The following is a 25571-nucleotide window of genomic DNA, read 5'->3' as shown; positions in this document are numbered from 1 at the left end:
TATCGCACTTAGAATGGCCGAAACTCGCAACAGCTTTAACGACCTCGTAACCATCATGGCGCGCCTGCGCGACCCGCAAGGCGGATGCGAATGGGACTTGGCCCAAACCTTCGCCAGCATCGCGCCCTATACCATTGAAGAGGCCTATGAAGTTGCCGACGCGATCGCGCGTGGCTCCATGCCCGAGCTGAAGGATGAGCTTGGCGATCTGCTACTCCAAGTGGTCTTCCACGCGCGGATGGCCGAGGAAGCTGATGCTTTCGCCATTGAGGACGTGATCAAAGCGATCTGCGACAAGATGGTTCGCCGCCATCCCCATATCTTCGATCAAAGTTCGCCCAATGAAACCCACGCTATCGAACAGCGCTGGGAGGAGATCAAGGCGGCCGAACGCGGCGATGTTGGCGTGCTGGACGGTGTTGCGCTGGCACTACCTGCGCTGTTGCGAGCTCAAAAGATCCAGAAGCGCGCGGCCCGCGTGGGCTTTGACTGGCCTGACGCAAGTGGCGCGAAAGCCAAGATTATTGAGGAACTGGACGAGGCCGAAGCGGCGACGAGCGCCGCGGATGTGGAGGACGAGGTCGGTGATCTGCTGTTCGCCGTCGTCAACTACGCGCGGCATCGTGCAGTCGATCCGGAAACCGCGCTTCGCGGTGCGACGGCAAAATTCGAACGGCGCTTCCGCCAGATGGAAAAGTCTGCGGATCAACCCCTTGGAAGCTTAACCCTCGAAAGCCTCGAAGAACTGTGGGCTACCGCCAAGCGTGCTCAGGCATCTTCGGCGGACTGATCAAGACGCCGGAAACGCCCCCAATTGCGCTCCGACATGCGAACGTTCAATTCTGTCATTTCGCCATCCTGCGATTGACCCAGCACCCGTCCATTTTCATGCAACCAGGCAAGCAGACGTCCCTCACCCGCCGGTAAACGCACCACCGCTTCGCGGTCGTCCGCAGTCAACTTGCCTGCGACCAGCTCGCGCATGGCCTCAACGCCCTCACCGGTAACGGCCGAGATCGTAGCCACGTCGTCCAGGCCCGCCGCCGCTTCTGCCAGATCGGCTCGCCGCTCAGATCCGATAAGGTCGATCTTGTTCCAGACCTCAAGGATCGGGATCGGATCTTCCTCCCCTTCCCCGTTCACGCCCAGATCGCGAAGGATGGCCAAAACATTGGCCCGCTGCGCATCGCTTTCCTCGTGCGCAATATCGCGCACATGGACGATCAGATCCGCGGCCGTCACTTCCTCCAACGTCGCCCGGAAGGCAGCAATGAGTTCGGTCGGCAAATCGGAAACGAAGCCGACGGTATCTGACAATATTGCTTTATCCAGACCGGGCAGACTGATCTCACGCATGGTGGGATCGAGCGTGGCGAACAGCAGATCTTCCGCCATGACGTCACTTCCGGTCAGGCGGTTGAAAAGCGTGGACTTTCCGGCATTGGTATAGCCGACCAGCGCCACGACGGGCCAGGGAGCGCGCTGACGCCGGTCGCGATGCAGCGAGCGCGTGCGGCGCACATCCTCCAGTTCCCGGCGCAGCTTGGCCATGCGATCACGGATCAGGCGACGGTCGGCTTCGATCTGGGTTTCACCCGGACCGCCTAGAAAACCAAAGCCGCCGCGCTGGCGTTCAAGGTGCGTCCAGCTGCGGACGAGACGACCGGCCTGATAATCAAGATGGGCAAGCTCAACCTGCAGACGACCTTCGGCGGTTGCTGCGCGCTCACCAAAAATTTCGAGGATGAGCCCGGTGCGGTCGATCACCTTGGTACCGGTCTTGTCCTCCAGGTTGCGCTGCTGGATTGCGCTTAGCTGCGCGTCAACGATCAGCAGTTCAGCATCGTTCTCTTCAATCGCCGCCGCGATTTCCTCAACCTGCCCGCCGCCCAGTAGGGTGGCTGCGCGTGGCGTGCGCACGCGGTAGGTGCGCGATTCTACGACATTCAGTCCGATTGCGAGGGCTAGCCCCCTGCCCTCCTCAAGCCGCGCGTCGGCGTCGAAACCGGACTCTCGGTCGATCTGCGGGAGGACGAGCACCGTACGGGCACCGCGGGAAAATTCATCCTCGCGTCCGAGCGTAAAACCGGTACTCAATCGTCCTCCTCGTCTTCGCGGTTATATTCGGCAAGGTTGATCGGCTGCAGCGGCTGAACGGTCGACACGGCGTGCTTGTAAACGAGCTGGCACATATTTTCCCGCTCCAGCAGTAGCGAGAACAGGTCATATGCGCGGATGGTCCCCTGCAGCATTACGCCGTTCACCAGGAACATCGTCACCGGCTCCTCGGTATCGCGCACGGCATGGAGGAACACCTCCTGCAACACGCCTTTGCGGTTGTTCGCCGACGCCATCAGGTCGTCGAACTGTTCCATCTCGACAGGCTCACTAGCCATGACTGTGCTGATCGCATGCTTGTAGACAAGCTGGGCCTGGCCATCGCGGCGCAGGAGCACGGAAAAGTTGTCAAACCAGGTGATGATACCCTGCAGTTTTACGCCCTTCACCAAAAACATCGTTACCGGCGTCTTGGTCTTGCGCAAATTGTTCAGGAACAGGTCCTGAAGTCCGTTATTTCCATCTGCCATTCGATTGTTCCCCCGAATTTGGCGGGCGTTTGTCCCCGCGGATTATTGTTATCGTCACTCTGTCTGCCGAGGGCTTAATCGCCTTCCTTTTTCCGATCGGAAATTCCGAGAAGCTTGAGCTTCCTGTGCAGGGCAGAGCGCTCCATACCGATGAACGTAGCCGTGCGAGACACGTTCCCCGAAAAACGCCGGATCTGGATGCGAAGATATTCGCGTTCAAAGGTTTCCCTGGCTTCGCGCAGCGGCGATCCCATCATGTTGGTGATTGCGGACCCCGAATTTCCATCCTGTCCCATCACTTCCGGCGGCAACATGTCGAGTTCGATCTTGTCCCGCCGCTCGACCGGGGAAAGAATGATCGTCCGCTCGATCACATTGCGGAGTTGGCGGACATTACCCGGCCACTCACATGATTGCAGCGCTGCCATCGCCTCTTCGGTAATCTCGGGTGGCGCTATATGCTGTTCGCTGGAGAAGCGGGCGACGAAATGACGCGCCAGCGCCGGGATGTCCTCGCGCCGCTCGGTCAACGGCGGCAGATCGATCGGCACCACGTTGAGCCTGTAGAACAGATCTTCCCGGAACCGCTTTGCCTCAATTTCCTCCGCAAGATCGCGCGAGGTGGAAGAGATGAAGCGCACGTCGACACGAACAGGACGGCTGCCGCCGACGCGGATAAAGCTCTGGTCGGTCAGCACACGCAAAATTTTCCCTTGCGTGTTGAGCGGCATATCCGCGACTTCGTCGATGAACAGGGTGCCGCCATGGGCTCGCTCAAGCAGGCCAGCCTGAATAAGGCGCCCCTCCCGCTCCATCCCAAACAGTTCTTCCTCGACATGATCCGGCGCCATACGGGCAGCGCTGACGGTGACGAAAGCTGCCGAAGCGCGCGGGCTCCAGCCATGCAAAAGCCGCGCGGCCACTTCCTTTCCAACGCCCGCCGGCCCGGTAATCAGCAAACGACTTCCCGTGCCGGCCACACGCTTCAGCGTCGCGCGGACATTGTTGATGGTACTGGAATTGCCGGTCAGCTCCTCGGCCTGTCCTACCTTTTCTTTGAGGACGGCGTTTTCCTGCTTCAGTCGCTCGGTTTCCGTAGCGCGATTGACGAGGTGTATCAGCCGCTCGGCCTCGAAAGGCTTCTCAATGAAATCGACGGCGCCCATGCCCACCGCGGCCACCGCGGTATCGATATTTCCATGACCGGAGAACACGATCACCGGAAGATCCGGATCGCGGCTCTTTACCTCTTTGAGGATTTCGAGACCGTCCATTTTCGAGCCGCGGAGCCAGACATCGAGAAGCAGAAGCGACGGACGACGTTCGTTGATTGCATCCATCGCGCTATCGCTGTTCTCGGCTGTCCGCGTTTCGAAACCCTCGTCCGAGAGCACGCCTGCAACGAGATCACGAATGTCCTTTTCGTCATCGACTATGAGGATATCGAGCGACATTAATTCTGGTCCTTCGGGCCGTTCTGGTCGTCACTGAGTTTGTTGCCGCCGGGCGTACCCAACAACGCGGGAGAGAAGCGCAAGGTTACGCAAGTGCCGCCATCAGCGGAATCGCTGAAGCCGATCTCGCCGAAATGCTCCTCGACGATCTTCTTCACAATCGCGAGGCCGAGGCCGGTGCCGCTGGCGCGGGTGGTCATATAGGGCTCGACAATGCGATCGCGGTCCTCGGGCAATCCGATGCCGTTATCACCAATCTCGACACGGATGTCATCGTCGCCCTTTGCGATCCGGACGCCAATCCGGCCATCGGAGAGATTGAAATCGGGATCGGCTTGAGCACGTTCATCGACCGCCTCCACCGCGTTCTTGATGATGTTGGTGAGCGCTTGGCCGATCTGGCGTCGATCGCACACCAGTTCGACATCTTCATCCGGTGCATTAAGATCGAAAATGATATCGGGGTGTGCGACTTCGTGAAGCAATAGCGACTGTTTGACCATATCCTGCAGGCTCTCGCTGCGGAAGACGGGCTTGGGCATGCGCGCGAAGGCGGAGAACTCGTCGACGATATTGCGAAGGTCGCCAACCTGGCGAATGATCGTGCCGGTCAGTTCCAGGAAGACATCGCCATCTTTCGTAATGTCCTTGCCGAACTTGCGCTTCAGCCGCTCGGCGGCGAGCTGGATCGGGGTGAGAGGGTTCTTGATTTCGTGCGCGATGCGGCGGGCGACATCGGCCCAGGCGGCGCGGCGCTGGTCTACCAGTTGCTGCGTAATATCCTCGAACGTCAGAACCTTGGCGTCGGGCCGGACGGACAGATTCACGGCGAGCGTCCGGGCATCGTCACCGCCGCCGAACTGCATCACCGCGCGCTCTTCTCCTCCATCGACCAGATCCGCCATAGCGGGCGAAACATCGCGCAGCGGCCTATCGATAAGACCCTGGCCATCGCTGCCAAGCAATTGCTGGGCGATGCTGTTGGCAAGACGGATGCGCCCATCGTCGCCCAGGCTGACGATGCCGGCCGTCACCGATTCCAGCACGGTCTCGATGAACGCGCGGCGTCCATCGAGCTGACTGTTCGCAGCTAGCAGATCGGAGGTCTGGATTTCTAGGCGCTCCGTCATGCGATTGAACGAGCGGCGCAAAATTCCGATTTCATCCGGCTGGTCGTCGACGATCGGCACGCGCGTGGAAAATTTGCCGTCGGCCACATTCTGCGCGGCATAGACCAGCTCGGTAACCGGATTGACCAGCCGGTCCGCCACCAGCAACGCCACCCATACGGCAACGCCGATGATCAGCAGTGAGATCAGGAACAGCGCGGCATTGAACTGAAGCTGCAGACTGCGCGATCGCTCGGCCAGCGCGCGATAATCGTTCAACACCTCCTGCGCGCGGTCTCCCATCGTGAAGCCGGCCGAATTCACGGTGCGGGTGGTGTAGAGATAGAGCCCGCTCTCCGGAAAAATCGGCGTGGCGGATTCGATCTTGTCCGCATCGGCCTGCACCACGATCTGCTCGCCAGCCTTTAGCTGGCGCATGATGCCCGGCGCTATCCACTGGGGATCGCCCGTCGGTGTGCCCTCCGAACCTGCCACCGCGGCCGTGCGCTGGCGCCCGTCCTCGCCCAGTTGGACCATGACCGCCTGATTGAATTTACGGCCCACGGTTTGAACGACATAGGCATCCTGAAAGGCGGGCGACTGCAGGCTGGTTTGGCCGAGCACGATCCTGAGATCGCTCGCCATGGTGAGCGTTTCGTCGCGCACGTCGTTCAGTTTTTCGGCGTAATAGCCCTTGGAGAGCGAAACCGAATTTTCGATCATTCCGCGCGCCGGGTCCGAGAACCAGAATTGCACACCGCTCTGAAACAGGATCGAGGCAAAGATCACGACCAGCAAGGTCGGTACCGCGGCGATCAGCGAGAACAGCGCCACCAGCCGGACATGGAGCCGCCCCTTGCTGCCGATCGACGACCGCGCGGCGCGGCGCAGCGCCATCCTCCGGCCGCCAAGGACAAGAATTGCAGTAGCGGGCAACAGATTGACGACAAGCAGTGCCGCCATGACGACAGGGCTAAGCGGCACATTGTTGCTGCCTTGGCCCGACAGCACCCAGTAGGTGAGACCGGCAATCAGGAGCATCCCGATCGCGCTGCCCCACTCCCATATGGAGATGGCACGTTCGCCGCCGGCGAAGTCCGCCAGTCGGGAGAAGACGCTTCGGCGGCGTTCGCTTATCTCAACGTCCAATCGGGGCGCGCTAGTGGCCATCAGGACACAGTTAGCCCATCAACGTGGCCGGTTCACCACAAAAAGCGGTCTAAAAGCGATATTCACCGTCCGCTGGACCCGGCTGGACGCGTCAAGCCGCTTCTGCACGCTCCAGATAGGGCTCGTAGAAGCGGGCGAGCATATCGCGCACCTTTTTCGGATCCGGCTCCTGATTCACCGCATTGCGCCATTCTGCCGAACCGGGCAGGCCCTTGACGTACCAGCCCAGATGCTTGCGCGCGCACCGGGCGCCGACATCCGGACCATAATGATCCATCATTGCCAGATAATGCTCATCGATCAGGCGATATTGTTCCGTCAGCGAGGGATCGGGCAGACGGGTACCGTCCGCCAACCAGCGCATCACCTGCCCGAGCAGCCACGGCTTTCCATAAGCGCCGCGGCCGATCATGACGCCATCCGCCCCGCTTTGCTCCAACGCCTTGTCGGCATCCTCGATAGAGCAGATGTCGCCATTGGCGATGACGGGAAGGTTCGTGGCCTCTTTCACCTTCGCAATGAACGACCAGTCCGCCGTCCCCTTGTACATCTGGCAGCGCGTGCGGCCATGCACGGTGATCAGCTTGGCACCGACATCCTCGGCAATATGCGCAAGCTCCGGCGCGTTCAGGCTCGAATGGTCCCAGCCCATGCGCATCTTTACAGTGACCGGCACCTTCACGGCATTCACGGTCGCCTCGATCAAGCGACGCGCCAGCGGAAGATCGCGCATCAGAGCAGAGCCCGCATCGCCATTGACGACCTTCTTCACCGGGCAGCCCATATTGATATCGATAATCGCCGCGCCGCGATCTTCATTCAGCTTCGCCGCCTCGGCCATCACTTGCGGATCGCAGCCGGCAAGCTGCATCGATACCGGCTCCTCCGCCGGGTCCCACGCCGCCTTCTGGACCGATTGGAGCGTCTCACGGATCATCGCCTGGCTGGCGATCATCTCGGTCACGTTGAGGCCGGAGCCGTAGCGGCGCACAAGCTTTCGGAACGGCATGTCCGTCACACCGGTCATTGGCGCGAGGATCACCGGCTGCGCAATGGTGATGTCGCCGATCTGGATGGGCGAAAGCCGCATATCGTAAGTCCGCATGTTGACAGGAAGGAGGCAGGTTAGACCCGCGTGTTAGACCGCTAAATAGCGTTAAAGCGCTTGGCGGACAAGATCAGGGGGCGCTAAGGGCGCGGCGATGGCGCAAGACCTGCATATCCTGATCGTCGCTGCCGGCAGCGGAAGCCGCGTCGGCGGCAATGTGCCGAAGCAGTATCGCTCTCATCTCGGCAAGCCCCTGCTTCGCTGGAGCGCCGAACGCTTCGCGCAGGATAAGCGGGTCCGCTCGCTGACGATCGTGGTCGGCGCCGGGCAAGAGGGAGAAGCGCTGGCAGCGCTTGGCGGTATCGAAGCAAAGCTCATCACCGGCGGTGCCACCCGGCGCGATAGTGTACGAAACGGGCTGGAACATCTGGCTGCACATGGCGCGCAGGGCGTAGTTTTCATTCACGACGCCGCACGGCCGGATGTACCGGATAGTGTGATCGAAGCGTTGATGGCAGCTCTAGCGACTGCGCCCGGAGCAACTCCTGTTCTGCCGGTTGCCGATAGCATTATCCGGGCGGAGGACGGAGTTATTGTCCCGCGCGAGGCCCTTCGCCGCGTCCAGACACCGCAGGCGTTCGACCTTCAGGCCATTCTTGCCGCCCACCGTGCCTGGCCAGAGGATCGGGACGCGAGCGACGATGCCCAGATGCTGCGCGCAAGCGGGGGAGAAGTAGCGCTGGTGCCGGGCGATGAGCGTTTGAAAAAGATCACTTTTGCGGAGGACTTCGTGGAACTGAGCCCCCTGCCCCCCTTCCGCATCGGGACGGGATATGACGTGCATCGCCTGGTTCGCGGTGAAGAATTGTGGCTGGGCGGCATTTTGTTCGATCACGACTTCGGCCTTGCCGGCCATAGCGACGCCGATGTCGTGCTTCACGCCATCACCGACGCCATCCTGGGTGCGATCGGTGCCGGGGACATCGGAAGTCATTTCCCGCCAAGCGATCCGCAGTGGCGCGGCGCGCGATCAGACCGTTTCCTGGCCCATGCGGTGGCGCTAGCAGATGCCGCGCACTACATGATCGGCAATATCGATTGCACGGTGATCTGCGAGGCTCCCAAAATCGGGCCGCGGCGCGAGGCGATGCGCAAGGAAGTTGCCCGGATCGTCGGCACCGATATCGCACGTATCAGCATTAAGGCGACGACTACCGAGGGCCTGGGCTATACCGGTCGGCGCGAGGCGATCGCTGCCAGCGCCAGTGCGCTGCTTCAGAGAAAGGACGAACCATGACCGATACGCTTTTCTCTCCGGAGGTATACGATCTCGCAAAGCGCGTGATTGACGAGAACAAGGCGATCGGACGCCGGGTGACCGTTGCCGAGAGTTGCACTGGTGGGCTCGTCTCCGGCGCGCTGACGGAGGTTCCAGGAAGCAGCGCGGTTTTCCAATGCGGCTTCACCACCTATGCCGATGAAGCGAAGATCGCGATGCTGGATGTCGCGCCCGATCTGATCGAAGTGTTCGGCGCAGTCTCGATGGCGGTGGCCTGGGGCATGGCGCAGGGCGCGCTCGCAAAGAGCGACGCGGATGTGGCCGTCGCGATCAGCGGCGTTGCCGGTCCCGGCGGCGGCTCGCCCAACAAGCCGGTCGGCACGGTGGTATTTGCCAAAGCCAAGCGCGGCGATGACCCCGAGCAGATCCATGCCGATCGCAAGGACTTTGGCGAGGACAAAAGCCGCGCCGAAATTCGCCGTCAGGCGGTGATCTGTGCGCTCGAATTGTTATTGCCCGACGCGCCATAAAGCTCCTCAGCGCGTTTTTCGAACGCACCGATCATCTTCATCAAAGCCTTTTCGAAAAACTGGCCGGCCAAGCTTTGGAACAGCCGGTTCTTGAAGGCGAAATCGACCTTAAAGTCGACGACGCAACCGCCTTCCCCGTCGCTCTCGAAGGCCCAGTCGTTGTGAAGATATTGCAGAGGGCCATCGACATATTCGACGTGGATGGCCGTCTTGGGCACCTTTACCACCTTTGATGTGAAGCTCTCCCGGATCGCCTTGAAGCCTACCACCATGTCGGCAATCGTCTCGGTCGGCTGTTCCTTCCGCACGCGCATGGCCACCACCCAGGGCAGGAACTCGGGGTAGCTTTTCACGTCCGCGACCAGATCATACATCTGCTCGGGCGTGTAGGGCATCCGGCGCTTTTCGCTATGGCGGGGCATCAGCGCGCCGCCGCCTTGGCCAGCTTCTCCTCCCGCGCAGCCCGCATCTGCGCGAAATCGTCACCGGCATGATAGCTGGAGCGGGTCAACGGGCTAGATGCGACCATCAGGAAGCCCTTGGCGCGCGCAATCGCAGCGAACGCATCGAAGCCTTTGGGCGGAACGAAGTCCACCACCTCGGCATGCTTGGGCGTCGGCTGGAGATATTGGCCCATGGTGAGGAAGTCGACATCGGCGGAGCGCATATCGTCCATCACCTGATGCACCTCCAGCCGCTGTTCGCCGAGACCGAGCATAATGCCGGACTTGGTAAAGATCGACGGCGCGTGGCGCTTCATTTGCTCCAGCAGGCGCAGCGAGCTGTAATAGCGCGCGCCCGGGCGAATGGTGGGATACAGCCGCGGCACCGTTTCCAGATTATGATTGAACACATCTGGCCCGGCCGCGCCGATCTTCTCGATCGCCTGCTCGTGCTTGTTACGGAAATCGGGCGTAAGGATCTCGATCGTGGTGCTGGGCGTCTGGTTGCGCAGTTCGTTGATTACTTTAACGAATTGGTCCGCGCCGCCGTCCGGCAGATCGTCCCGGTCCACCGACGTGATGACGATATGTTCCAGGCCCATCTTGGCCGCGGCCTCGGCGACATGGCCGGGCTCGGACTTGTCCACGATGCGCGGCATACCAGTCTTGACGTTGCAGAAAGCGCAGGCGCGCGTGCAAACATCGCCCAGGATCATCACGGTGGCGTGCTTCTTGGTCCAGCACTCGCCGATGTTCGGGCAGGCGGCCTCTTCGCACACGGTATTCAGGTTCAGCTCGCGCATCAATTTGCGCGTTTCAGCAAACCCCTGGCTGGTCGGGGCCTTCACCCGGATCCAGTCCGGCTTGCGCTTGCGTTCCGGACGATTCTCGGGAACTGGAGTGTTGGTCATGTCGTTCATGACCCGGAAATAGCGACGCCACCCAATGGTTGCCACCCCCAAAGCCGTTCTAGGGATAAAGGAAATCCATGACCGACTTTAACGATATGATCGAAGGCTATCGCGGCTTCTACCGCAACGATTGGGAAGCGCACCGCCAGCGCTGGGAAGAACTAACCGAAGGCCAGTCGCCGCAGGTGATGGTGATCTCCTGCTCGGACAGCCGAGTCGACCCCGCACTCGTGTTCAACAGCAAGCCGGGCGAGATCTTCGTCGTGCGCAACGTTGCCGCGCTGGTCCCCCCGTTCGAGACCAGCCCGGGCTTCCACGGTGTGTCCGCCGCCATCGAATTCGCCGTCCAGTTCCTCAAGGTTCCTGAGATCGTGGTGATGGGCCATGGCCGCTGCGGCGGCTGCAATGCTGCGCTGACAGGCAATGTCGCAGACACCGGCCATGGCGAAGGCGCCCACATCGCGGATTGGGTCCGAATGCTGCGCGACGCCAAGAAAAAAGTGGCGGAGGAATATGGTACCGAAGGGCGCGACGCCGGGCGTGCCATGGAGCTTGCCGGAGTGCGCGTCAGCCTCAACAACCTCATGACGTTCCCCTACGTCGCCGAGAAGGTCGAAAAGGGTGAACTGAAGCTGCAGGGTGCTTATTTCGCCATTGAGGACGGCGAGCTTCACGTACTCAACAAGGACAGCGACCAGTTTGAAACGGTGAGATGAGCGACGCTCTTCCCGATTTCTACAACGATCTAGATGCCTCGCTCGACCGTGCCTGGGCGCTCCTTTTGGAAGGGGCACACAGCCGGTCAGGCGGGGCGCATACGCCGTCGTTGGCTACCGTGGACGCCAAGGGGCGGCCGCAGCAACGGATCATGGTCCTCCGCGAAGCGGATCGTGATAGTCGGCACATGCGTTTTCATACCGATGCCCGTTCCGAGAAGATCGTGGAGATCGGATCGGCCGCGCCGGTCAGCGTGCTAATCTACGATGCGGACGCCAAGCTCCAGTTAAGGCTCTCGGGCACAGCCAGCATTCAGGCCCATAGCGCGTCGGCCGACGAGGCCTGGAGCGAGGCCGATAACTATGCGCGCCGTTGTTATCTGGCCGATCCCGGCCCTGGCACGCCAGTACAGAAGCCCACTTCCGGCCTCCCCGCGTCGGTTCAGGGCGAGAAGCCAAGCGACGAACAACTGAAGCCCGCGCGCAGCAATTTCGCGATCGTGCAGGCCGAAATCGATCAAATCGATTTTTATTATCTCGCCCATCAAGGCCACCGCCGGGCGCGATTCGCTTGGAACGGCGAAAGCTGGGAAGGGACCTGGCTGGTTCCCTGATCAATCGCCGCCACCGGACTGCCTATCGGCAGTCCGCCGCGTATGAAGCACCGCCGGGCTGGACAAGGGCCGCTCGATCCTTATCCAAGGCGCCATGAAGACCGGCACACTCATCTCTCTCGCGCTCTACTTCATCCTTATGATCGGCATCGGGCTGTACGCCTGGCGCAAATCGACCGACAGCAGCGAAGGTTATCTGCTCGGAGGACGCCAACTGCACCCGGCGGTGGCTGCCCTGTCGGCTGGCGCCAGCGACATGTCCGGATGGCTTCTTCTCGGTCTGCCCGGCGCGCTGTTTGCCTCCGGCCTCGTGTCCGCCTGGATCGGCATCGGTCTGTTCTTCGGCGCGCTTCTCAACTGGATCATCGTCGCGCCCCGGCTGCGTGAGCAGACCGAGCGGCTCGGCAACGCCCTCACCATCCCAGAATTCCTCGCCAACCGCTTTCCGGACCGCGCGCTGGCGCTGCGGGTCACCAGCGCGCTGATCGTCGTGGTATTCTTCGCCGTGTACACCGCGGCGGGCCTGGTGGGCGGCGGCAAGCTGTTCGAGACGAGCTTCGCTGCGCTGTTCGGCGACATCGGCATCCCCGACTACGCGCTGGGCCTCTGGATCACCGCGGGCGTCGTGTTGGCCTACACCATGGTCGGCGGGTTCCTCGCCGTCAGCCTGACCGACTTTGTGCAAGGCTGCATCATGGTTGTCGCGCTGGTCCTGATGCCGCTGGTCGTCATGTTCGGCCCCGGCGGCAGCGCGGGCGAATCGCTCACCCAGGTTCAGCCGGGCTTCCTAGACCTCACTTACGGGCTCACGACCATCGGCTTCTTCTCCGCGGTCGCCTGGGGCCTTGGCTATTTCGGCCAGCCGCACATCATCGTGCGCTTCATGGCGGTGCGTAGCGTGAAAGCCGTCGCCACCGCCCGCAACATCGGCATGACTTGGATGTTCGTCTGCCTGCTCGGCGCACTGGGCGTGGGCCTTGCCGGCCGCGCCTATGCCGCGCGTAACGGCATCGTGGTGGAGGACCCGGAAACGATCTTCATCGTTCTCGCCGACCTGCTGTTCCACCCGCTCATCACTGGCTTCCTCCTCGCCGCGCTGCTCGCCGCCATCATGTCGACCATCAGCTCGCAGCTGCTGGTCTCCTCCAGCTCGCTGACCGAGGACTTCTACAAGCTGTTCCTGCGCAAGAATGCGTCCGAGCGCGAGTCGGTGAACGTCGGGCGCATCTGCGTCCTCCTCGTCTCGCTCGTCGCGATCCTGATCGCGAGCGATCCGAACAGCGAAGTGCTAGGCCTCGTCTCCAACGCCTGGGCCGGCTTCGGCGCAGCCTTCGGCCCCATGATCCTGCTCTCGCTCACCTGGAAGCGGATGAGCGGCGCGGGCGCGGTCGCCGGGCTCCTCACGGGCGCGGTCGTCGTCGTCGGCTGGATCGCCCTGGGCTGGGGCAAGAGCTTCATGGGCGGCGAAGGCGTGTATGAGATCATACCCGGCTTCATCGCCTCCTTCATCGCAGTGGTGGTCGTCAGCCTGATGACCGAACCCGCCCCGTTCGAAGAGGTGGCCGACGATCCCGCGCCGCAGCCTGCCGAGTGATGTGCGTCTGAGCGTTTGCAATCGCGGATGCAAGCAGGCAGGGCAGCGCGCATGACCACCGATGGCAAACGCAACACCGCCCTCCTGATCGACGCCGACAACGCGTCCCACGCCGGCATCGACGCGGTACTCACCGTGATGGCCGAGCTGGGCGAGGTGAACATCCGCCGCGCCTATGGCAACTGGCGCAAGCAGGCACTGAAGGGTTGGGTCGACAAGCTGCACCTCTACGGCATCGAGCCGCAGCAGCAGTTCGACATGACCAAGGGCAAGAACGCCACCGACATGAAGATGACCATCGATGCGATGGACATGCTGATCGGCGGGCGCGTGAACGGCTTTGGCATCATGAGCTCGGACAGCGACTTCATGCCGCTGGCCATGCGCCTGCGCCAGGACGGCTACCCGGTCTACGGCTTCGGCAGCGCCAAGACGCCGGAGGCCTTCAAGGCCGCCTGCACACGCTTCATCGATGTCGACGCGCTGATGCGCAAGGACACACCGCGCAGCGACAAGCCCGCCAAGACCGGGGAGACCAAGGCGTCCAACGGCACGCAGGAGCGCGGCCAGGTGGACGACAAGCTGATCGGCCTGCTGGTCGATGCGTACAACGCCAGCGACCGGGACGAGCGCGGCTTCGCCAACATGTCGCAGGTGGGCCAGCGCGCGGGCAACCGCTCCAGCTTCGACGTTCGCAACTACGGCTTCTCGCGCCTCAGCGACCTGTTCGAGGCGGTGCCCAACTTCCAGACCGAGCGGCGCGACGGCAACCAGCTCTGGGTCAAACGGCTGCGCTGAGCTTCACACTGCTTCACACAGTCTTGGGCGGAAGACTCTCGCCCCCGAAAACGCCCTGCCCCCGCGGCTTCGCGCGCCCTTACGATGTCAAAGGACCGATCCTCGTTTACCCCATTTGTTCTCCTGTAGGACAGCGCAAAATCGCGCGGCCGGAACGCCCTCGCCTGTCGGACCGTTGACCCTCCAAACGCAAAGGAGATCCCATGACCGACGAAAACAAGCGCACCGAAACCGCCCGCGACCATGACGACAGCCGCATCATCGATGCCGCGCAGAAGGACGCGATGGGCGGCGGTGCCGAGCAGAGCCGTTCGGGCGGCGACAAGCAGACCGCCGTCGGCACCCGCGCCGAAGCCAAGCGCGTCGACGACCCGCAGGTCGATACCGGCGTCGACAAGGGCGACGACCGCGCCGATACAAAGCCCAACGAAACCAGCGCTACCTGAGCGCATGACCACCGCTTGCCGCCTGACCGTCCACGGCCGTGTCCAGGGTGTCTGGTATCGCAACTGGACGGTTCAGGCGGCGCGTGACCTCGCCCTCACTGGCTGGGTCCGCAACCGCAAGGACGGCACGGTGGAAATCCACGCCGAAGGTGATGCGGACGCGATCGATCGCCTGATCGAACTCGCCGCCGCTGGGCCACCCGCCGCCAACGTCGAGCGCATCGAATGTGACGCAGCCGATTGCCAAAGCTTCGATGTCTTCGAAAAGCGACGATGACCAACCTGCTGTTCGCATACGGCCTGCTGATGACAGGCCAAAGTGGCTCTGCCGACTTGGAGCTCTACGACAAACTAACATCGATCGGCCGGGACAGCGTCACCGGCCGTTTATACGATTGCGGCGGATATCCGGGCCTGGTGCCAGGCGAATACGGAGATGTAGCCGGCGAAGTTTTTCGCGTACGGGACGAAGCCGTCTGGCATACCCTAGACCGGTTTGAGGATTATGATCCCGCCCAAACCAAAAATTCGCTCTATATCCGTAAGCGTGCAGTGACGGCATCGGGCTACGATGTCTGGCTGTATTGCTTCAACGGTGCCACAGCTTCGCTATCTCTTGTTCCACAATCAGACTGGCGGCACATCGATAGCCGGAAGGGCAAAGGCTCTCCCGGCCGACATGCCTGAGATAGAGGCACATCCAGCGCACTGATTACCTATTGTCATTGCCGATACTGCGGGCGTCCGGATCGGTGATGTCATTCAAATTACTTCTTAGGGTGTCCGAAGTCACCGGGGCCAAAATTCCCGGCTGTCAAGGGAAGGCCGGGTTTCATCAGCAGGCACCACCCATAATAACCTCCAGGTGCGGCATTCTTTTCACTCCACGATGCGGGCCTTGCGATCTCGGCCCTGCACGCGCCGGCGTCCAGATTGGCCCGGGCCGCAGCCGTGTAATCAGGCGCTTTTCCGCCATGGTAGACAAACGGTACCGGGTTTCCCGTGCGCGCCGGCTTTAGGTAAAGCGTTCGGAACGCGTCTAGCCAGCCCATCAGCGCCATGGTGCGATGCTCCTCGCTGCCTGAACGGTCGACAAACGCCCATTTCAGCCCTTCGGGCGCGCTGGTATCGAAAGCGGAGACCAGGGTTTCCAGCCATTCTCTCGATCGGTTGCCGACACCCTCGTCGCCCATCGTAATGTAGATCCGACGGTCTGAAGGGATTTGCGCCGCAAGCTTTGCCGCGGCCTCATCCACCACGCGCCCTTCGTCCCACCAAACGCTGGTTGTCAGGGCGATGTAATCGTCGAACATCTCTGGCCGCTCGAGCAGAGTATCGACCACAAACAGTCCGCCGAGGGAAGCGGCCGTCAGAACCTTGCGGTCCGTTCTGTAGCGGTTCGTTGCCCAAGGGATCACGTCACGTTCCAGGAATTCACGAAATTTCGGCGCGCCGTTTGGCTGCATCCGATCTCCGTAAACGGCCGTCAGCGTCCGTGCATCCATGCGATTTAGAGGCGGCGTGAGTTCGGCGTAGCGATTGTCAGTGCGAACGCCGATCAGGATAAACGGCTCGAAACTGGTAGAAAATTCTGCCTCGGCTGCGATGCCGGAAAGTAGCTCGAAATCTTGCTCCGGCCCGCCATCGACAGAGAAGACTATCGGATATGTGCGGTCCGGATTCTCGGAATAACCCCGCGGCAGACGAACAGTGACCAATTTTTGCACGCCATAAACGCTCGATTCGATCCTGTGAGCGGAACCGATAACGATTGGCTCTCCCGCCGCATCGGAGAGAACGGCATGGTCGGCCTCGGACTGAGCTTCGGCTTGGTTGGGGAAGCCGACGAAAAATGCGGCTGCAAGAAGCGGAAAATGGCGGAAGGTCGCGTGCATAAAAAGTCTATGTCACACAGGCCCTTATGTTGCCAAGCTCTTCCCTTTTCCAGCGATTTGATCGAGTTGACGTGCTCCGCGCTTTTGAAGTGTCATGCAAATTAAAGCCACCCAGGCAGATGCCAGGGTGGCCTTTATTGTTAGCTGACAAACGGCCGAACTACCGCGTCAGCCGCTTGTAGCTCGTCTTGCCCGGCTTCAACGCGTCTTCGCCCAGGCGGCGGACCTTGTCTTCTTCATAAGCTTGGAAGTTGCCTTCGAACCATTCGACATGGCTGTCGCCTTCGAAGGCGAGGATGTGCGTGGCCAGGCGATCGAGGAAGAAGCGATCGTGGCTGATGACCACGGCGCAGCCCGCGAAGCTTTCCAGCGCCTCTTCCAGCGCGGCAAGCGTTTCGGTGTCGAGATCGTTGGTCGGTTCGTCGAGCAGCAGGACGTTGCCGCCCTCCTTCAGCATCTTGGCCATGTGCACGCGGTTGCGTTCACCGCCCGACAGCTTGCCGACCTTCTTCTGCTGGTCGCCGCCCTTGAAGTTGAACGCGCCGACATAGGCCCGCGTCGCCATCTCATGCTTGCCGAGCTTCATATAATCCAGCCCGTCGGAGATTTCCTCCCAGACATTCTTGGCGGGATCGAGATGGTCGCGGCTCTGGTCGACATAGCCCAGACGCACGGTCTCGCCGATTTCGATGGAGCCGGAATCGGGCTCTTCCTTGCCGGTGATGAGCTTGAACAAGGTGGTCTTGCCCGCGCCGTTGGGGCCGATCACGCCGACGATGCCGCCGGGGGGCAGCGAGAAGGTGAGGTCTTCGAATAGCACCTTGTCGCCGAAGGATTTGGTGAGGCCTTGAGCCTCGATCACCTTTCCGCCCAGGCGTTCTGGCGTCTGGATGAGTATCTGCGCCTTGCCGGGCGCGCGGTTTTCCTGCGCTTCGACCAGCTCGTCGAACGCCCGGATACGCGCCTTGCTCTTGGTCTGGCGGGCCTTCGGGCTCTGCCGGATCCAGGCAAGCTCGTCCTCGATCGCCTTTTGGCGGCCCTTGTCCTCGCGCGCTTCCTGCTCGAGCCGCTTGGCCTTCTTCTCCAGATAGGTGGAGTAATTGCCTTCATAGACGAAGTAGCGCGAGCGATCGAGCTCGAGGATCCAGTTCACTACATTGTCGAGGAAGTAGCGATCGTGGGTGACGAGGATGACGTTGCCCGCATAATCCACCAGGTGCTTTTCCAGCCAGGACACGCTTTCGGCATCGAGATGGTTGGTCGGCTCGTCGAGCAGCAGAATGTCGGGTTTTTCAAGGAGCAGACGGGTCAGCGCCACGCGGCGCTTCTCGCCACCGGAAAGATTGGCGACCGAGCTGTCGCCCGGAGGGCAGCGGAGGGCCTCCATGGCGATTTCGAGCTGGTTGTCGAGCGTCCAGCCGTCGACCGCGTCGATCTTTTCCTGCAGCGTGCCCATCTCTTCCATGAGCGCGTCGAAATCCGCGTCCTCGGGCGGATCGCCCATCAGGGTGCTGATCTCGTTGAACCGGTCGACGAGGTCCGCGACGGGGCGCACGCCGTCCATCACATTTTCCTTCACCGTCTTGCTCTCGTCCAGCTCCGGCTCCTGCGCCAGATAGCCGACGGTGATCCCCTCGCCCGGCCAGGCCTCTCCGGTGAATTCCTTGTCCATGCCGGCCATGATCTTCATCAGCGTGGACTTGCCGGTGCCGTTGGGCCCGACGATGCCGATCTTGGCGTCCTGATAGAATTGCAGGCTGAGGTTGGAGAGCGTGGGCTTGGGCGCTCCGGGGAAGGTTTTCGTGAGGTTCTTCATCACGAAGCTGTACTGGGCGGCCATGTCGTCTTGCTTTCGGTTGGCCCGCCCCGTTTTCCGTAAGTGCTGAGCCTGTCGAAGCACGTTTCTCGAACGAGAGGCGCCCTTCGACCAGCTCAGGGCTTCGGAAAGAGGCGGGCAGTATGGAATTTCCCGCTCCCTCTAGTCGCAAGGCCCGCGCGCTTCAACCGTCCTTGGCAAGCGCCGCCTTGGCCGATAGATCGGGCGCCATGATCAAACTCATCCCGCTCACCGCCGTCCTTCTCACCACCGCCGCGCCCGCGCTGGCGCAGCAGGATCTACGCAACCTTTCGCCCATGCAGGCGGACGCGATGAGCGACGAAGTGGCCTATGACATCACCGAAGGGCTGGTAACGGAAGTCGGCCACCGAATGGGGGGGACCGAGGACGAGGCGCGGGCCCGCGAATGGGCGGTAAAGAAGCTGACCGATCTGGGTTTTGCCGACGTCCATGTCGAAACCTACCAGATGCCCGTCTGGGTGCGCGGCACGGAGACGGCGGAGGTGATCGCGCCCACACCGCAGGACTTCCACATCACCGCGCTGGGCACCAGCGGCTCGACCGGGCCGAAGGGGATTGAGGGCGAGGTGGTCTATTTCCCTAGTTTCTCCCGCCTGCTCGCCGCGCCGGAGGGTAGCCTCAGCGGCAAGATTGCGTTCGTGACGCACGATATGCGCGTGACGCAGGACGGCTCGGGCTATGGATTTGCCGGCCCCTCCCGCTGGCGCGGGCCGAATTTCGCGTCCAAGGCAGGTGCTTCGGCCATCGTCATCCGCTCGGTCGGCACCGACCATCATCGCAATCCGCACACCGGCGGCACCACGTTCGATGAAGGCGTGAAGCACATTCCGGCGGGCGCCATCAGCAATCCCGATGCCGACACGCTGGAGCGACTGATTGCGCTGGGCGAGCCGGTCCGCATGAAGCTGGTGCTGACGCCGAAGGACCTCGGCATGCAGGAAAGCGGCAATGTGATCGCCGAAGTTCCCGGCGCGGACGAAACGCTGCCGCCGATCGTGGTGGCCTGCCATCTCGATAGCTGGGACCTCGCGCCGTCGGCGTTCGACGATGCCGCGGGCTGCGGCATTATCACCGCCGCGGCCAAGCGCGTGATGGAGATGGGGCAGCCGCGTCGGACCATCCGCCTCCTTTGGGCGGGCGCGGAGGAAGTCGGCGTGTTCGGCGGCAAAGCCTATGGCGAGGCGCACAAGGATGAACCGCATGCGCTGGCCATGGAATCCGATTTCGGCGCGGATCGCGTATGGCGCGTGGACTTCAACCTGGGCGATGCGGACCTCAAGGATCGGCTGGCGCTAGCGCTCGCCCCACTCGGCATCGCACGCGGCGATACCCATGCCCATGGCGGCGCGGATGTCGGCGCGATCATCGAGGCGGTGAAGCCCGCGGTGATCGATCTGCAGCAGGACGGCACGCGCTATTTCGATCTGCACCACACGCCGGATGACACGCTCGACAAGATCGATCCCGCCCAGATGGCGCAGAACGTCGCCGCCTGGACCACCGTGCTGCAGATCATGGCCAATCATGACGGCCCGATCGGCCCCGAACTCGCCGCCGCGCACGAGGGCGGCTGAGCCGTGCGCCGCGCCATCCTGATCGCGCTGCCGCTGGCGTTGATGGCTTGCAAGCAGCAGCCCGCCGATCCCGACCTTAGCGGCGAAGCAAAGATCGACGCGGAAGCAAAGTCCTTGAACGAAGCCGCGGACGAGGCCGCTCGGATCGTGGAGGAAGATGCCGCGAGCAACGTTGCCGAGCGGCGCGCCGACACCGCCGCAGCGGCAGCCGCTGCGGGTGCGCTTTACGGCGGACAGGCTGCGCAGCCAAATGGCACCGGCCGCCGCAGACCGAATGCGGATGCGACGCCCAGTCCGGAACGTCCCTACTGATCGGGCACTGAAGCTCGGCTACAGGTTTTTGCGATACAGCTCGCTCATCCGGCCCCAGGCGCGCTCGGCGGCGGACTGATCGTAGGACGGGCTGTCGATGACGGTCCAGCCATGGTCCGCAGGATAGACCTCAACCTCCGCAGGAACATTCGCTGCCGCCGCAGCTTCGCGAAGCGCGGTCTTGTCGCCCGGTGCCTTCTCATCGTCATTCTCGGCGATCGCGAACAGATAGGCGGCCTTGGTTTCGTCGAGCAGCTTGTGCGGGCTTTGCGGATCGTCCGGCTTCACCAGCCCCCCGCCATGGAGCGAGGCAGCGGCGCGCACGCGGGCCGGCACTGCGGCGGCGGTGTACACGGTGAACGGCCCACCCATGCAATAACCATTGGTGCCGGCGCCTTTGGCAGTATCCACTTCCTCACGCGCATCGAGCCAGCCGATCGCCGCCTTGGCATCGCGCATGATCGCGTCCGGCCCCAGCAGCTTGCGCATCTCGCCCGCCTTGGCAAAACCGTCATTGGCCTGGAAATCGGCGAAGTCGCTGAACATCGGCGCCTTCCCGCTGCGATAATATTGGTTCGCGACAAGCACGGCATAGCCCTGCCCCGCCAGCCGGCGCGCCATCACCTTGAAGGCATCACGCAGGCCCGCAATGTCCGGCCACGTCAGGATCGCCGGGTGTTTGCCGGAAGAGGGCCGCACGAAAAACGCATCCATCGTGCCGTCCGCCGTGGGTATGCTCACCATGCCCTCGGTCAGGCTAGCGGTGGAAGCCATTCCGCTGCTGCCAGGAGTACAAGCCGCCAGCGCCGCCATGCTGCCGAGCGCCGCGAACTGCCGGCGGTTGACCGACCAGTCATGGCGCTTGGCTGATTCCATCCGGTTCAGATCGTCGCGCTCGCACATGGGTTCGTCTCCTGCCGTTAGTTTTTCGTCGAAGAGCTTAAGCTGCAGACAGCGCGCGTAAAGCCCCGCTCTTGCAAAGGGTTTGCCAGCCGATAAGCTCCCGGCAACCCCTGATTTTCCGGAAAGCCTCCATTCATGCGCAGAACAGCCCTCGCCCTCCTCGCCTCCACTTTGCTAAGCGCTCCGCTCATGGCACAAACCAAAGACAGCACCGCTCCGGCCTCTGCAGCCGCCAATCCCGACGATCCCTATATCTGGCTGGAAGAAGTGCGGTCGGATCGCGCGATGGACTGGGTGAACGCCCACAATGCCGAGACGGTGAAACGTCTGGAGGCGGACCCGCGCTATCAGGTGAATTATGACGAGGCGCTGGCGCTGGCAGGGGCAAAGGATCGCATCCCGATGCCGAGCTTCCTGAACGGCGAGATCTACAATTTCTGGCAGGACGAGGAGCATCTGCGCGGCATCTGGCGCAAGACGAGCCTTGCCGATTATCGCACGGCCGATCCAAGCTGGACAACCGTGCTCGACATTGATGCGCTGGGCAAGGCGGAGGGCAAATCCTGGGTGTTCAAGGGTGCCGACTGCCTGGAGCCTGAAGAACGTCTTTGCCTCATCAGCCTGTCCGACGGCGGTGAGGATGCGACCGTCACGCGCGAGTTCGATCTGCAGACGGGCCGTTTCGTGGACGGCGGCTTCGATCTGCCGCGCGCCAAATCCGCGGTCACCTGGGAAGATCAGGACCATCTGTTGGTGGCGACCGACTGGGGCGGCGATGATCTGACGACTTCGGGCTATCCCTATATCGTCAAGCGCCTCGCGCGCGGACAGGCCATGGCCGATGCGGTTGAGGTCTATCGCGGCGAGAAGGACGATGTCGGCGTGTTCCCCGGCATGGTACAGGACGGATCGGGCAACAGACTGCCTACGGTCGTGCGCGCGATCGATTTCTTCCACTCCACCACTTCCGTCCTTACCGAGGACGGCGCAAAGGCGCTCGCCATCCCTGAAAAGGCGAACATCGCCGGAATGGTCGACGGTCATGTGATCGTGAGCCTGGATGAGGACTGGACCGTGAACGGCAAGACCTTCGCCGCCGGTTCGGTGGTCGATCTGGCGCTTGCCGATGTGAAGGCCGATCCGGCCAATCTCGCCCCCCACCTCGTATGGGCACCGGGCCCGCGCGACGCGCTGGAAGGCGTCTCGACCACGCAGGATCGTCTGCTGATTGCGACGCTGGAAAATGTACGCGGGCGGCTGTGGTCCTACGCCCCTAGCCGCGATGGCGGCTGGAAAGCGATGCAGCTCGATCTGCCCGACAATCTCTCGCTCGGTTTCGGTTCGACCGACGAGAAATCGGACGAGGCGTTTCTGGTGGCCAGTGGTTTTACGACACCGACCACACTGTATCTTTCCAACGCCGCGACAGGTGAGATCGAGGAAGTCAAATCGCTTCCCGCGAAGTTCGATGCCGAAGGACTGGTCGTCGAACAGCTGGAGGCGACGTCCAGCGATGGCACGAAGATCCCCTATTTCGTGGTGCACCGGAAAGACATTCCGCTGGACGGCAACACCCCGACGCTACTGAACGCTTATGGCGGCTTCCAGGTGAGTCAGACGCCTTATTATTCGTCCAATATCGGCAAGCTATGGCTGGAACGCGGCGGCGCCTTTGCGCTCGCCAATATCCGTGGTGGCGGCGAGTTCGGCCCGGCCTGGCATGAGGCAGGCCTCGGCACCAAGCGCCAGATCATCTATGATGATTTTGCGGCAGTGGGCGAGGATCTTATCGCCCGCAAAATCACATCGCCGAAGCATCTTGGCATCTTCGGCGGCTCCAATGGCGGGCTGCTTATGGGCGTGGAGATGATCCAGCGGCCGGACCTTTGGAATGCCGTCGCTATCCAGGTGCCGCTGCTCGACATGATCCGCATCAGCAAGATCGCAGCGGGCGCGTCCTGGCAAGGCGAATATGGCAATGTGAACACCGATCCGGAGGCTATGGCCTTCTGGCAGAAAACTTCGCCCTATCAGAATCTGGAGCGCGGCGCGGACTATCCCGAACCGTTCATCTTCACCACCACCAAGGATGATCGCACCGGCCCCCAGCACGCCCGCAAATTCGCCGCGCGCATGGAGGAATATGGCCTGCCCTTCTATTATTATGAGAACACCGAAGGCGGCCACGGATCGGGCGCGGATATCAAGCAGTCCGCGCGCACCAACGCCCTCACCTATACCTATTTCATGGAAAAGCTGATGGGCCCGCCCGCCGGCGGCACCGGTGAAGGCGCAAAATAAGCGTGAAATATGGTCGGGGAGACAGGATTCGAACCTGCGACCCCCTGGTCCCAAACCAGGTGCGCTACCAGCCTGCGCCACTCCCCGACTGCCCAGCGCCCTAGCTTCGCGCGGCTGGGTGGACAAGAGCTAAGATAGCTAGGCGGCGGGCGCGGGCGGGAGTAAATGGCGTCGCATGAGCGAAACGATTGAATGCGTGGTAGTCGGCGGCGGGCCGGCGGGGTTGACGGCGGCAATCTATCTGGCGCGTTTCCGGCGGCAGGTGGTGGTGATCGATGCGGGCGAAAGCCGCGCGGCGATGATCCCGACGTCGCATAACCATGCCGGGTTTCCGGACGGAATAGCGGGTGAAGAACTGCTTGCCCGGATGCGCGCGCAGGCGGAGAAATATGGCGCCGAAATCCGTACCGGGCGTGTGCTGGACATCGCCGCGCTGGGTGACGGCTTTCAGCTGGACAGCGACGACGGTGCAATCACGGCGCGCGCCGTCCTGATCGCGACAGGCGTCGTCAATCGCCGCCCGCCCATTGCCGAGGCGGATCATGACGAAGCGCTTGCGCGCGGCCTGCTGCGCTATTGCCCGATCTGCGATGGCTATGAAGCTAGCGGCCAACGGATCGCCGTGCTGGGCGCAGACGGACACGGTGTGGCCGAAGCGCTGTTCCTGCGGCGGTATAGCGAAGACGTTACCCTGCTCACCTTGGTCGAGGCCGATCTAGATCAGGGCGACCGTGCCGATTGCGAGCGGGCGGGCGTCGCCATCGAAACACGCCCCGCTTCGGCCTTCGCGTTCGACGAATGCGTGCGCGTAACTTTCGAGGATGGCGGAGAGGAGCGCTACGACACGCTGTATCCCGCGCTCGGCTCCAACGGCAATTGTGAGCTGATCGATGCGATGAAGGTGGCTCAGGACGAGGACGGCTGCGTGCCGACCGACCGGCACCAGCGCTTGAAGGTCGACGGACTTTATGCCGCGGGCGATATCGTGGCCGCGCTGGACCAGATCAGTGTCGCCATGGGTCACGGCGCGATCGCCGCCACCGCGATGCACAATGATCTGCGCAAGAAGGACGGGCAAACCCCGCGCTGATCTGCTTTCACGGCATGTTCAGGCGGCATTGCTATGGTGCATAGACTTCGGGCGGGCCTTTACTGTCGTTTTGCGCCGAGTGCCTGACAATCCAATACTGGCTGCGCGCTGCCGGATCACGGGAGTATCAGGCGCGGGTTCGCAGCCGCCGGGAGAACTGATGACAATTCGCAGCTGGACCGCCATTTCCGCCGGAACGCTCGCCCTGATGGGCGGGCTGGCGCTAAGCGTCGCGGTATTTCCAAGCGCCGCAAACACGCCGGACCGGGAAACGCGCGTGAAGCTTGCTGACGAGATCCGGATCGCGCCTGCCGCGCTACGCCGTAGCGCGGTGCTGGAGCGTCCCGCCGCCGTTGCGCCAGCCTCTGTCTCGAAAGCTGCAATGCGCCCTGCACCCGCGTCCCATCCTGCCTCCATCGGCGGCATCCCGCCGAAACTGCTCGACCGCGCCCTGTCATCGCTTGACCGGCATCGCGCCGAGCTATCGCAGACCGCGCGCATCGGCGTTGTTGATTACGCCGAACATAGCAGCAAGCCGCGCTTTTACATCGTCGATCTCGATGCCCGCACCGCTACGGCGCTGCGCGTTACTCACGGCAGCGGATCCGATCCCGATCATGACGGTTATCTCGATCGCTTTTCGGATGTCGACGGTTCCAACGCCACCTCACGCGGGGCCTATCGAACGGCGGAAGTTTACGATGGCAAATATGGTCGCGCCGAGCGACTGGACGGGCTGGACGCCAGCAACCGCACCGCTCGCGACCGCGCGATCGTGATTCACAATGCGTGGTATGCCGAACCCGGCATCGTGGCGAGCCAGAAAAAGCTCGGCCGCAGCCAAGGCTGCTTCGCCTTTTCTGCGCACGACCTGCCGCAGGTGATGCGCGCGCTTCCGCCCGGAAGCCTGATTTACGCTGACAAGACCTGATATATTT

The 25571-nt window shown here is 62.3% G+C and carries 25 protein-coding genes and 1 tRNA gene; 15 read left to right on the top strand and 11 right to left on the bottom strand.

The genetic code is table 11. The features are described from left to right. Positions 1 to 13 precede the first annotated feature (13 nt). On the top strand, positions 14 to 790 hold the full coding sequence (mazG, locus tag H7X45_RS03325) for a nucleoside triphosphate pyrophosphohydrolase (protein WP_187336141.1): 777 nt from the start codon (positions 14 to 16) through the stop codon (positions 788 to 790). Here mazG and hflX read toward each other — a convergent pair. From hflX to dusB, 5 genes are all read right to left on the bottom strand, one after another. Continuing rightward, on the bottom strand, positions 769 to 2097 hold the full coding sequence (hflX, locus tag H7X45_RS03320) for a GTPase HflX (RefSeq protein WP_187336140.1): 1329 nt from the start codon (positions 2095 to 2097) through the stop codon (positions 769 to 771). The two genes, mazG and hflX, sit on opposite strands and share 22 nt — an antisense overlap. Then, positions 2094 to 2588: an RNA chaperone Hfq gene (gene hfq, locus H7X45_RS03315; protein WP_187336139.1), complete on the bottom strand. Its 495-nt coding sequence runs from the start codon at positions 2586 to 2588 to the stop codon at positions 2094 to 2096. The genes hflX and hfq overlap by 4 nt, the downstream gene beginning before the upstream one ends. A gap of 74 nt (positions 2589 to 2662) precedes the next feature. After that, complete coding sequence (gene ntrX, locus H7X45_RS03310; protein WP_187336138.1) at positions 2663 to 4042, bottom strand: nitrogen assimilation response regulator NtrX; 1380 nt, start codon at positions 4040 to 4042, stop codon at positions 2663 to 2665. After that, entirely contained in the window at positions 4042 to 6300 is a 2259-nt protein-coding gene (locus tag H7X45_RS03305) for a sensor histidine kinase (RefSeq protein ID WP_187336137.1), read from the bottom strand. Before H7X45_RS03305 ends, ntrX begins: the two co-directional genes overlap by 1 nt. Positions 6301 to 6412: 112 nt before the next feature. Further along, positions 6413 to 7411 (bottom strand): tRNA dihydrouridine synthase DusB, encoded by a 999-nt coding sequence (dusB, locus tag H7X45_RS03300; protein ID WP_425498180.1) that lies wholly within the window; start codon positions 7409 to 7411, stop codon positions 6413 to 6415. Between the two features lie 112 nt (positions 7412 to 7523). On the opposite strand from dusB, the gene H7X45_RS03295 reads away from it, so the two are divergent. Both H7X45_RS03295 and H7X45_RS03290 read left to right on the top strand, forming a co-directional pair. After that, on the top strand, positions 7524 to 8666 hold the full coding sequence (locus H7X45_RS03295; protein ID WP_187336135.1) for a bifunctional 2-C-methyl-D-erythritol 4-phosphate cytidylyltransferase/2-C-methyl-D-erythritol 2,4-cyclodiphosphate synthase: 1143 nt from the start codon (positions 7524 to 7526) through the stop codon (positions 8664 to 8666). Beyond that, positions 8663 to 9178: a CinA family protein gene (locus tag H7X45_RS03290; RefSeq protein ID WP_187336134.1), complete on the top strand. Its 516-nt coding sequence runs from the start codon at positions 8663 to 8665 to the stop codon at positions 9176 to 9178. Before H7X45_RS03295 ends, H7X45_RS03290 begins: the two co-directional genes overlap by 4 nt. Here H7X45_RS03290 and H7X45_RS03285 read toward each other — a convergent pair. Together H7X45_RS03285 and lipA are read right to left on the bottom strand one after the other, a co-directional pair. Continuing rightward, positions 9130 to 9600 (bottom strand): type II toxin-antitoxin system RatA family toxin, encoded by a 471-nt coding sequence (locus H7X45_RS03285; protein ID WP_187336133.1) that lies wholly within the window; start codon positions 9598 to 9600, stop codon positions 9130 to 9132. The genes H7X45_RS03290 and H7X45_RS03285 overlap by 49 nt on opposite strands. Further along, the gene (lipA, locus tag H7X45_RS03280) at positions 9600 to 10541 is read right to left on the bottom strand and encodes a lipoyl synthase (protein ID WP_187336132.1); all 942 of its coding nucleotides are present in this window, start codon (positions 10539 to 10541) and stop codon (positions 9600 to 9602) included. Before lipA ends, H7X45_RS03285 begins: the two co-directional genes overlap by 1 nt. A 68-nt stretch (positions 10542 to 10609) precedes the next feature. On the opposite strand from lipA, the gene H7X45_RS03275 reads away from it, so the two are divergent. From H7X45_RS03275 to H7X45_RS03245, 7 genes are all read left to right on the top strand, one after another. Continuing rightward, a complete protein-coding gene (locus tag H7X45_RS03275) occupies positions 10610 to 11248 on the top strand; it encodes a carbonic anhydrase (RefSeq protein WP_187336131.1) in 639 nt (212 codons plus the stop codon). Then, the gene (locus H7X45_RS03270; RefSeq protein ID WP_187336130.1) at positions 11245 to 11862 is read left to right on the top strand and encodes a pyridoxamine 5'-phosphate oxidase family protein; all 618 of its coding nucleotides are present in this window, start codon (positions 11245 to 11247) and stop codon (positions 11860 to 11862) included. Before H7X45_RS03275 ends, H7X45_RS03270 begins: the two co-directional genes overlap by 4 nt. 94 nt (positions 11863 to 11956) lie before the next feature. Continuing rightward, positions 11957 to 13456, top strand: a complete 1500-nt coding sequence (putP, locus tag H7X45_RS03265; RefSeq protein ID WP_187336129.1) for a sodium/proline symporter PutP — start codon at positions 11957 to 11959, stop codon at positions 13454 to 13456. Positions 13457 to 13507: 51 nt separating this feature from the next. Beyond that, entirely contained in the window at positions 13508 to 14254 is a 747-nt protein-coding gene (locus H7X45_RS03260; RefSeq protein WP_187336128.1) for an NYN domain-containing protein, read from the top strand. A gap of 203 nt (positions 14255 to 14457) precedes the next feature. Further along, entirely contained in the window at positions 14458 to 14700 is a 243-nt protein-coding gene (locus tag H7X45_RS03255) for a hypothetical protein (protein ID WP_187336127.1), read from the top strand. A gap of 4 nt (positions 14701 to 14704) precedes the next feature. Further along, entirely contained in the window at positions 14705 to 14977 is a 273-nt protein-coding gene (locus H7X45_RS03250; protein ID WP_187336126.1) for an acylphosphatase, read from the top strand. Further along, positions 14974 to 15387, top strand: a complete 414-nt coding sequence (locus tag H7X45_RS03245) for a gamma-glutamylcyclotransferase family protein (RefSeq protein ID WP_187336125.1) — start codon at positions 14974 to 14976, stop codon at positions 15385 to 15387. The genes H7X45_RS03250 and H7X45_RS03245 overlap by 4 nt, the downstream gene beginning before the upstream one ends. A gap of 80 nt (positions 15388 to 15467) precedes the next feature. On the opposite strand, the gene H7X45_RS03240 is transcribed toward H7X45_RS03245, so the two are convergent. Both H7X45_RS03240 and ettA read right to left on the bottom strand, forming a co-directional pair. After that, positions 15468 to 16595, bottom strand: a complete 1128-nt coding sequence (locus H7X45_RS03240) for an alpha/beta hydrolase (protein ID WP_187336124.1) — start codon at positions 16593 to 16595, stop codon at positions 15468 to 15470. A 160-nt stretch (positions 16596 to 16755) separates the two neighbouring features. Continuing rightward, on the bottom strand, positions 16756 to 18435 hold the full coding sequence (ettA, locus tag H7X45_RS03235) for an energy-dependent translational throttle protein EttA (protein WP_187336123.1): 1680 nt from the start codon (positions 18433 to 18435) through the stop codon (positions 16756 to 16758). A 206-nt stretch (positions 18436 to 18641) separates the two neighbouring features. Here ettA and H7X45_RS03230 point away from each other — a divergent pair, with 206 nt between their 5' ends. Next, on the top strand, positions 18642 to 20027 hold the full coding sequence (locus H7X45_RS03230) for a M28 family peptidase (protein ID WP_187336122.1): 1386 nt from the start codon (positions 18642 to 18644) through the stop codon (positions 20025 to 20027). Between the two features lie 3 nt (positions 20028 to 20030). After that, on the top strand, positions 20031 to 20339 hold the full coding sequence (locus H7X45_RS03225; RefSeq protein ID WP_187336121.1) for a hypothetical protein: 309 nt from the start codon (positions 20031 to 20033) through the stop codon (positions 20337 to 20339). 18 nt (positions 20340 to 20357) lie between these two features. Here H7X45_RS03225 and H7X45_RS03220 read toward each other — a convergent pair whose 3' ends face one another. Then, positions 20358 to 21242: a dienelactone hydrolase family protein gene (locus H7X45_RS03220; protein ID WP_187336120.1), complete on the bottom strand. Its 885-nt coding sequence runs from the start codon at positions 21240 to 21242 to the stop codon at positions 20358 to 20360. A 189-nt stretch (positions 21243 to 21431) separates the two neighbouring features. Here H7X45_RS03220 and H7X45_RS03215 point away from each other — a divergent pair, with 189 nt between their 5' ends. After that, a complete protein-coding gene (locus tag H7X45_RS03215) occupies positions 21432 to 23543 on the top strand; it encodes a prolyl oligopeptidase family serine peptidase (protein WP_246449619.1) in 2112 nt (703 codons plus the stop codon). Positions 23544 to 23553: 10 nt separating this feature from the next. Here H7X45_RS03215 and H7X45_RS03210 read toward each other — a convergent pair. Further along, positions 23554 to 23630: transfer RNA gene (locus H7X45_RS03210), tRNA-Pro, on the bottom strand. Positions 23631 to 23718: 88 nt separating this feature from the next. Between H7X45_RS03210 and H7X45_RS03205 the strand changes: the two genes are divergently transcribed. Both H7X45_RS03205 and H7X45_RS03200 read left to right on the top strand, forming a co-directional pair. After that, on the top strand, positions 23719 to 24633 hold the full coding sequence (locus H7X45_RS03205; RefSeq protein ID WP_187336118.1) for an NAD(P)/FAD-dependent oxidoreductase: 915 nt from the start codon (positions 23719 to 23721) through the stop codon (positions 24631 to 24633). Positions 24634 to 24793: 160 nt separating this feature from the next. Further along, complete coding sequence (locus tag H7X45_RS03200; protein ID WP_187336117.1) at positions 24794 to 25564, top strand: murein L,D-transpeptidase catalytic domain family protein; 771 nt, start codon at positions 24794 to 24796, stop codon at positions 25562 to 25564. Positions 25565 to 25571: the final 7 nt, after the last annotated feature.

This window comes from Novosphingopyxis iocasae, from assembly GCF_014334095.1.
Classification (GTDB): domain Bacteria; phylum Pseudomonadota; class Alphaproteobacteria; order Sphingomonadales; family Sphingomonadaceae; genus Novosphingopyxis; species Novosphingopyxis iocasae.
This window is presented reverse-complemented; position numbering and strand designations above follow the sequence as displayed.